Raw genomic sequence first — 8,471 nt, 5'->3', positions numbered from 1 at the left:
TAAAACAACAGGGAAGGGGAGAACCAACCACCACCATTTTTTGATGAATCCCCAGACAGTGAGCCATATAGATGACGGCTTATTGATACCGCCGCGGATCTGTTGATCTACCGCATATATGTCAGGGTTCGGGGTCACCGTTGGATCCACTACACCGGCTTTTGTCTTGCCATACTTTGCCAGATATTCACTATCTGACAAATTCGTAAGGTCATAATCAACCTGGGTGATCTTAGCAGATCCATTGCCTAATACACCTCCGCTAACTTCATACGCCACTTTACGCAAGGTGTTGCCTATCTCTGTGCCGCCCGGAAGCGGCTTAAATATGCCGTCCAGAAAGCCCATGTTATCCGTTTACGCTGATTACGTTTACGAGCATCACAGTTGTATCTACCGTATATTCAACGTGAGCCCTGATACTTGATCCTACCGGGAATGTGAAATAGTTCAGACCTACCGGTGTAATGGATCCATTGATATTGAAAGCAGCGGTATTCATTTCTGAAAGATGCTGCTCAATCTCGTCAGGCAGGAGCGTGAGCTTCTCATTTTTCGGAGAAGTCAGTTCCAGCTTTACGAGGTTAGCTTTAGGCAGTGCCAAAAGGTGAGTACCCGCAATCTCAATCGGTGTTGATACATCCTTAAACGCAGGGGCTTTTTGGTAATCAAAACGAGTTTGTGCGTTCTGTCTTGTCTCAAGACTGTTGATCGTAATAGTGCAATCTGCAGGAAGATCCTTTACACGCAATGTGTAAGATTCATTAGGCTGCGGGTCAATATCACCATCAAAACCGATATTAACGGTTCCTTTGATAAACGTGTTTCCACCAGACGTGATAATGCGTACCGCTCCGTGAGTTGTATTTGTGCCAACTTCCAGCAAATCGAGCAACGGAGTTACTTTAAGGATATCAGCGTTACCATCGCGAGACACTTTTTCAATCTCAAAAGTTGCTGTCTTAATTGCTACCTGGGCTTGTGCCGCAGACATACCAACACACTTAGCAACGATCAGGAATTTCATAAAACGGCTGGCAACCTTAATCGAACTGTTACCGGGGCCAAAGGGATTTTCTGTAATAACCATTTTGTTTCTTTGTTTTGTTTGTTAATGCGCTTGCAAGCATTTTCTTTTACAAAACAAAGGTTAGCCACCCCCAGTTAGAGGGTGGCGCATTGTGGCTCATTTTGGCGCATTCTGGCGCATTTTGGCGCATTCTGTCTCAATCCATTTAGGACGAAATTGAGGGTCAGGAAAGGCATCGTAACGCCTGAAAAAGTCCATGTATGTTAGACGGCATCTGCCTAACGCCGCCTTGTCGGTAGCGTAGTACCGCGTTGCGGTGCGTCTGGATACTCCAAAATAGAATTGATAATGTGCAGGTTTACATACGGGGTTATGTGCAAGTGTTGTAGACATCAGGGGGATGTTTAATTGTTGTTAAATACGTGTGGCATGAAAGGGATGAAATCAATCTGTGTTTCAGATAGCATCTGCGTTTTGATCAGATCATTATTGATGTAATCAAAAACACTTTTTTGTGATCGCCGCAGATTTAGCCAATGAAACTTTTCGTGAAACCATTTACCGAGCGAATAGCGTTCTACAACACCCAAGACATGATCGAGGATGAAAGACGACTGCAAGCAGTCGCCTTTTTTCTGATAAAATAACGCATCAATCGCAAGCCTTTTGATAAAGGACTTTGTGTAGTTTGTTGACTTCGGTTTTACGCATACAGATGTCGAGAAATAGGGCGTAGCCTCTAATATCAGCGGTGTGTAACGCTTCATCCGAGAAAAGCGAACACCTGGTTCATTGTATGCCATCTGAAAATGGTGGTGGTAGTAATACGACAACAGAGAGGTGAATTTGCTAAGCAAATTCATATCAGTAAAATCAAATAACGATTGAGGATCTTCCCCGGTTTGATCGATACTTTCAACAATCAAATTGCGCGGCTTCTTAAGCGAAAATTCAATCCGGTAAACATCTGTGTCCATGTCAAAGTGCGATTCTTTCCAAAGCTGTTCTATCCAGGGCTTCCAGGTCTTTTTAATCATTTCTTCAGTCTTGTTATACATCGTAATTGCAGTACCTGAAGATCTGGAACCCCAAGTGATACCGGTAACCTCGTTTCGTGAATAATGGATCTTCATAGACTTTCCTTTCATCACCAGTTTACGAGATGCACAATCCAACATGAACGCCTGTATATTGGTTGAATACCCTGCGATTTGCTGAACATCGATGAACAAATCCACACGGGTATAATTGAGGAATGTTAACGAGTATTCGCGACAAAAGTTCTCAATGTTAACGTGCAGATCTGGACTATAGCAAAACCGGTTCGCTATCTTAACCTTAACGAGATTCTTTGCCAGAAATGACGGGCGCGGCAGCATTTCCAACTCCGCAAATGGTAATACCTCACCATGTACAATGGTGTCGATTCGCCATAATTCAGTGAAGTACTTAGTACCGTGACCCGTGTTCTCATGCTGGAAAAGAAACGGCTGTTCCGGTAAGTGATTAAGATCTGCGTGGGCTGTAAATTCCAACCAATCGAAACCCATACAATAGGTAACGCCCGGCCGAGTTATTTGTGTGAACGTTTCGCCGGTGGCATTTTTGCTCCCCTGATAGTCGGGGGGAGCAAGGAGTTTTGCTATTCTCATTTCGCACCTCCTTTGTTGTTTTGGCAGATAAGCGCCAACTGGTAAAGCCATTTAGCAAAAGGTTCAGGTGTACGTTCACGATCCGCTTTCGGAAGATCCTTTAAACGCTTATTAAATTTAGACCCGTGATTACCGCCAATGCAATACTGTACAGCATCAAACGACAATGGAATAGGCGGAACATCGGCAGCTTGAACGCCCACTATATACAACCATGTGCGTTTTCTTGCTTTATGACCCCACCAACTTTGATCCACTGACAACGACCATCCACCATACTGATCATAACCGGCACCAGGACGAGGAAGTCCGGCCGCAGCCCACAAAGTAGAATATTCGGGATGCTCAAGAACACCACCACATTTACGTATTACAGCTATTGCATGAAATGCCAGGTCTTTCTCATCCGGACGAGGCTTTGCAAAATGACGTAAACGACCCCATGCACGGCATGGAGGATGTGCAATTACAGCTGAAGTATTCGGGAATGTACGCGCATCGCGTTCTATATCGTAAACATCCAATCCCATAGTCTTATATATGCTGTCCTGACGACAATAAAGGGCGGCTATCATTTGGCACCTCCTTTCTGATCGTCATTGTAGAGACGTTTAGGAGTGAGGAAAGCGATAATGTACGGTTGCATCGAAACATCGAAGCGAGAGATAGGAACAACGTGCATGTGTTCAATGCACATGGTAGGGTAGCAGTACGCTACAAGGGTACAGTTCATAAATTGATGTTTTAAGGTGATAAACCCCGTGGTAGGGGATCGTAGCGGATTGTGGGGGGCACCCCCACACCCCCGCAAGGGTGGTTTTTCATAGACTTTTTACGCCTGCCGGGTGGGTGGTAACTACCCGGCAGGCAAGGCCTACGGCTGACGGAACAAGCGGTACACTTCGCGATTTATACGTGTTGGGTAAAGTCGGCCAGTACGCGGTGACCTGTAATAAAAGAAACCACCGGAAGAACCTTCAAATACCCATGGTTTACCAACGCAGGTGAACCGAAACAAAGCGCCAAACGAAAGCGCAGAAAACTGTTTTTTCATGTGTGTATGGTTTTTGGTTTATTGCGCCGCCAGTAGCCGACATATTGACGACTGGAAGCATCGTAAAAAAATATTGCGTACGCATCATGCGTATTGATACAGTATTCTATAAAGTCTGCAACATGGGTAATGTTGCGGTACTTTAAGACCAAGCCGGGCGGGGCTTTAGCTATAGCACGGAACTTGTTTTTCACGTTTATACATTTGCTTTTTGAAAATTCGACGATGGTAGCTTTCCAGCTTATCCACAACGTACGCCGGGTGATCATACGGGACTGTCAGGAGGTAACAACGGACTTCAGAAGAAGGCGTAAAGCACAATACATAGCCATCATAAAACCGGATAACAAACTGACCAAGTGTCAGATTCCCATCGTTTTTATATGGTATTTGAACCCTGCGGAGGTACTTCATAAACGCTCTTTTCGCAGTCAAATCAGCGTTCTTTTTCTTCTTAGTATAGGCAGTACTAAGCAGTTCAATTTCAAGGTTAGTTTTTTTCATCCGTGCTTAACGCACTGATATTCAACATATTGCAGAATGGATTTTCGCTACAATCTATTTAACATAATATTAATTATAGGATAACAATACTGACATACTGACACGTTGGCACGAGTCATGAACGTACCTTTGCAAAATTTTTTATTCAAGTATGCCTAATCAGAGACTTAAAAGAGAATGCGTTATGCGCATGAAACGCGGTGATACGTTTAGTCGTTATCCGTTCAGAACATCCCGGCTGTTTACTGTTATTCGCCATTATCCCGAAACCTCGCAGGTTGTGTTGCGTTGTCATGAAACAGATTCTGTAGTCTGTCATTCCACACCTTATAAATGTTATCGCCGTGTCAAGAAACAAGTTCCGTGCTATAGCTAAAGCCCCTCCGGGCTTGGTCTTAAAGTACCGCAACATTACCAACGTTGTGGCTTTTATAGAATACTGTATCAATACGCATGATGCGTACGCAATATTTTTTTACGATGCTTCCAGTCGTCAATATGTCGGTTACTGGCGGCGCAATAAACCAAAAACCATACACACATGAAAGAAGTAATGTTATCAAAACTTACACCCGGAGATTGTTTCGCTTTCTCGCAGCGTGCTGCGTTAGTTTATCAGTATGTGGGGCTTATTACTGGTGTTCACTTGTATCGTGAATATCATTCGAGAAAGCTCTACGTATGGTCTGGTGATAAATTAGTTTATGCGTTAATCTAAAAACCACACACACATGAAAAAACAGTTTTCTGCGCTTTCATTTGGCGCTTTGTTTCGGTTCACCTGCGTTGGTAAACCATGGGTATTTGAAGGTTCTTCCGGTGGCTTTTTTTATTACAGATCACCGCGTACTGGCCGACTTTATCCGACACGTATAAATCGCGAAGTGTACCGCTTATTCCGTCAGCCGTAGGCCTTGCCTGCCGGGTGGTTACCACCTACCCGGCAGGCGTAAAAAGTCTATGAAAAACCACCCTTGCGGGGGTGTGGGGGCGCCCCCCACAATCCGCTACGATCATCTGCCGCGTTAACCAGTGGCGGTACACATTAAAACAAAATAACTAACCATGAATTGTACCCTTGTAGCGTACTGCTACCCTACCATGTGCATTGAAGATATGCACGTTGTTCCTATCTCTCGCTTCGATGTTTCGATGCAACCGTACATTATCGCTTTCCTCACTCCTAAACGTCTCTACAATGACGATCACAAAGGAGGTGCAAAATGAGATATAATAACAGAAACAATCGTTTGCGCATCCGTGAGATACACAGTACGTCATTGCGCGTTTATGAGCCTTTTGCCTTGGTTCCCGGCGGTATTACATACCGTATAGTGGATGCCAACAGAACCCATTTCTTTTATGTAAAGTATGACCGCGATTTGCGTATCGAGGGAAGCCGAGTGTTTTCTACCCCTCACAGGCGTGTGCTGTCATTATGGAGGAACTGGAAATGAGAACATCAAAACTCCTTGCTCCCCCTGACTATCAGGGGAGCAAAAATGCCACCGGCGAAACGTTTACACAAATAACCCGGCCGGGTGTCACCTATTGTATGGGTTTCGATTGGTTGGAATTTACAGCCCACGCAGATCTTAATCACTTACCGGAACAGCCGTTTCTTTTTCAACATGAGAACACCGGGCACGGTACGAAATACTTCACTGAACTATGGCGTATTGATACCATTGTACATGGTGAGGTATTGCCGTTTGCAGAGTTGGAAATGCTACCGCGCCCGTCATTTCTGGCAAAGAATCTTGTTAAGGTTAAGATAGCGAACCGGTTTTGCTACAGCCCAGATCTGCACGTTAACATTGAGAACTTTTGCCGCGAATATTCGTTAACGTTTCTCAACTATACTCGTGTGGACTTGTTTATCGATGTTCAGCAAATTGCACGGTATTCAACCAATATACAGGCGTTCATGTTGGATTGTGCATCACGTAAACTGGTGATGAAAGGCAAGTCTATGAAGATACACTATTCGCGAAATGAGGTAACCGGTATCACGTGGGGTTCGAGATCTTCAGGCACTTCAATTACCATGTACAATAAGACCGAAGAAATGATTAAAAAGACTTGGAAGCCTTGGATAGAACAGCTTTGGAAAGAATCGCACTTTGACATGGACACAGATGTTTACCGGATTGAATTTTCGCTTAAGAAGCCGCGCAATTTGATTGTTGACGGTATCGATCAAACCGGTGAAGATCCTCAATCGTTATTTGATTTTACTGATATTGATTTGCTTCGCAAATTCACGTCTCTGTTGTCGTATTACTACCACCACCATTTTCAGATGGCATACAATGAACCAGGTGTTCGCTTTTCTCGGATGAAGCGTTACACACCGCTGATATTAGAGGCTACGCCCTATTTCTCGACATCTGTATGCGTAAAACCGAAGTCAACAAACTATACAAAGTCCTTTATCAAAAGGCTTGCGATTGATGCGTTATTTTATCAGAAAAAAGGCGACTGCTTGCAGTCGTCTTTCATCCTCGATCATGTCTTGGGTGTTGTAGAACGCTATTCACTCGGTAAATGGTTTCACGAAAAGTTTCATTGGCTGAATCTGCGGCGATCACAAAAAAGCGTGTTCGATTACATCAATAACGATCTGATCAAAACGCAGATGCTATCTGAAACACAGATTGATTATTCCCCTTTCATGCCACACGTATTTAACAACAACTAAACATCCCCCTGATGTCTACTACACTTGCACATAACCCCGTATGTAAACCTGCACATTACCAATTCTATTTTGGAGTATCCAGACGTACCGCAACGCGGTACTACGCTACCGACAAGGCGGCGTTAGGCCGATGCCGTCTAACATACATGGACTTTTTCAGGCGTTACGAGGCTTTTCCTGATCCTCAATTCCGTCCTAAATGGATTGAGACAGAATGCGCCAAAATGCGCCAGAATGCGCCAAAATGAGCCACAATGCGCCACCCTCTAACCGGGGGTGGCTAACCTTTGTTTTGCAAAAGAAAATGCTTGCAAGCGCATTAACAAACAAAACAAAGAAACAAAATGGTTATTACAGAAAATCCCTTTTTACCCGGTAACAGTTCGATCAAGGTTGCCAGCCGTTTTATGAAATTCCTGATTGTTGCTGACTGTACCGGCATGACAGCTGCGCAGGCACAAGCAGCGATTAAAACGGCTACGTTCGAGATTGAAAAAGTGTCTCGTGATGGAAATGCCGATATCCTTAAAGTAACGTCTTTGCTGGATCTGCTCGAGGTTGGAACAAATGCAAATGACGGTGCTGTTCGTGTGATTACGTCCGGTGGTAACACCAAGATCAAAGGAACCGTTAATATCGGTTTTGATGGCGATATTGATCCGCTGCCCAATGAATCTTACACATTGCGTGTAAAGGATCTGCCGGCTGATTGTAAAATTACTATCAACAGCCTTGAAACAAGACGCAACGCCCAAACTCGTTTCGATTATCAGAAAGCCAAAGGCCTGAAAGATGTGGCTACTCCGATCGAGATTGCAGGTACTCACCTTTTGGCACTGCCAAAGGCGAACCTTGTAAAGCTGGAATTGACTTCTCCGACTAATGAGAAACTCACGCTTCTGCCTGACGAGATCGAACAGCACCTTTCAGAAATGAATACAGCAGCTTTCAACATCAATGGAGCTATTACGCCTGTTGGCCTCAACTACTTCACATTTCCGGTTGGTTCAAGTATCCGCGCTCATGTGACGTACACTGAAGATACAACTGTGATGCTCGTAAACGTAATCAGCGTAAACGGATAACATGGGCTTTCTGGACGGCATATTTAAGCCGCTTCCGGGCGGCACGGAGATAGGCAACACCCTGCGTAAAGTGGCGTATGAAGTAAGCGGAGGTGTATTAGGCAACGGATCTGCTAAGATCACCCAGGTTGATTATGACCTAACGAATTTGTCAGATAGTGAATATCTGGCAAAGTATGGCAAGACAAAAGCCGGTGTAGTGGATCCAACGGTGACCCCGAACCCTGACATATACGCGGTAGATCAACAGATCCGCGGCGGTATCAATAAGCCGTCATCTATATGGCTCACGGTCTGGGGGTTCATCAAAAAATGGTGGTGGTTGGTTCTCCCCTTCCCTGTTGTTTTATTGCTGGTGTTGCTATCTCGTGTTGTCCGCAAGGGCGACAAGAAAACAAACAATTATCAATCCAAAAAGCGTAGGTAATGAATTATCAAAAGTGGG

8 protein-coding genes are annotated in these 8,471 nt (G+C 44.5%); 3 read left to right on the top strand and 5 right to left on the bottom strand.

What is annotated here, in order from left to right:
- The 5 genes from B5D42_RS17765 to B5D42_RS17745 all read right to left on the bottom strand — a co-directional run.
- Nucleotides 1–348: hypothetical protein (locus B5D42_RS17765; protein ID WP_139367234.1), on the bottom strand; the 348-nt coding region annotated here is incomplete at its 3' end.
- 1 nt (nt 349) lies between these two features.
- Nucleotides 350–1,090: a hypothetical protein gene (locus B5D42_RS17760; RefSeq protein ID WP_078832897.1), complete on the bottom strand. Its 741-nt coding sequence runs from the start codon at nt 1,088–1,090 to the stop codon at nt 350–352.
- A 344-nt stretch (nt 1,091–1,434) separates the two neighbouring features.
- Nucleotides 1,435–2,682 (bottom strand): hypothetical protein, encoded by a 1,248-nt coding sequence (locus B5D42_RS17755; RefSeq protein ID WP_078832896.1) that lies wholly within the window; start codon nt 2,680–2,682, stop codon nt 1,435–1,437.
- Nucleotides 2,679–3,212: a hypothetical protein gene (locus B5D42_RS17750; RefSeq protein WP_217698862.1), complete on the bottom strand. Its 534-nt coding sequence runs from the start codon at nt 3,210–3,212 to the stop codon at nt 2,679–2,681. Before B5D42_RS17750 ends, B5D42_RS17755 begins: the two co-directional genes overlap by 4 nt.
- Nucleotides 3,213–3,253: 41 nt before the next feature.
- Entirely contained in the window at nt 3,254–3,415 is a 162-nt protein-coding gene (locus tag B5D42_RS17745; RefSeq protein WP_176113057.1) for a hypothetical protein, read from the bottom strand.
- A gap of 2,263 nt (nt 3,416–5,678) precedes the next feature.
- On the opposite strand from B5D42_RS17745, the gene B5D42_RS17740 reads away from it, so the two are divergent.
- From B5D42_RS17740 to B5D42_RS17730, 3 genes are all read left to right on the top strand, one after another.
- A complete protein-coding gene (locus tag B5D42_RS17740; protein ID WP_078832893.1) occupies nt 5,679–6,941 on the top strand; it encodes a hypothetical protein in 1,263 nt (420 codons plus the stop codon).
- A gap of 344 nt (nt 6,942–7,285) precedes the next feature.
- The gene (locus tag B5D42_RS17735) at nt 7,286–8,026 is read left to right on the top strand and encodes a hypothetical protein (RefSeq protein WP_078832892.1); all 741 of its coding nucleotides are present in this window, start codon (nt 7,286–7,288) and stop codon (nt 8,024–8,026) included.
- Between the two features lies 1 nt (nt 8,027).
- Nucleotides 8,028–8,453, top strand: a complete 426-nt coding sequence (locus B5D42_RS17730) for a hypothetical protein (protein ID WP_078832891.1) — start codon at nt 8,028–8,030, stop codon at nt 8,451–8,453.
- Nucleotides 8,454–8,471: the final 18 nt, after the last annotated feature.

It is taken from the genome of Sediminibacterium ginsengisoli (assembly GCF_900167075.1).
Classification (GTDB): Bacteria; Bacteroidota; Bacteroidia; order Chitinophagales; family Chitinophagaceae; genus Sediminibacterium; species Sediminibacterium ginsengisoli.
Note: the sequence above shows the minus strand (reverse complement) of the source record. Positions and strands in the feature narration are given on the sequence as shown.

Coding starts and splice junctions, on each gene's coding strand:
- B5D42_RS17735 (WP_078832892.1), top strand. CDS start 7,286: ATGGTTATTACAGAAAATCCCTTTTTACCCGGTAACAGTTCGATCAAG.
- B5D42_RS17740 (WP_078832893.1), top strand. CDS start 5,679: ATGGAGGAACTGGAAATGAGAACATCAAAACTCCTTGCTCCCCCTGAC.
- B5D42_RS17760 (WP_078832897.1), bottom strand. CDS start 1,090: ATGGTTATTACAGAAAATCCCTTTGGCCCCGGTAACAGTTCGATTAAG.
- B5D42_RS17730 (WP_078832891.1), top strand. CDS start 8,028: ATGGGCTTTCTGGACGGCATATTTAAGCCGCTTCCGGGCGGCACGGAG.
- B5D42_RS17745 (WP_176113057.1), bottom strand. CDS start 3,415: ATGAACTGTACCCTTGTAGCGTACTGCTACCCTACCATGTGCATTGAA.
- B5D42_RS17750 (WP_217698862.1), bottom strand. CDS start 3,212: ATGGGATTGGATGTTTACGATATAGAACGCGATGCGCGTACATTCCCG.
- B5D42_RS17755 (WP_078832896.1), bottom strand. CDS start 2,682: ATGAGAATAGCAAAACTCCTTGCTCCCCCCGACTATCAGGGGAGCAAA.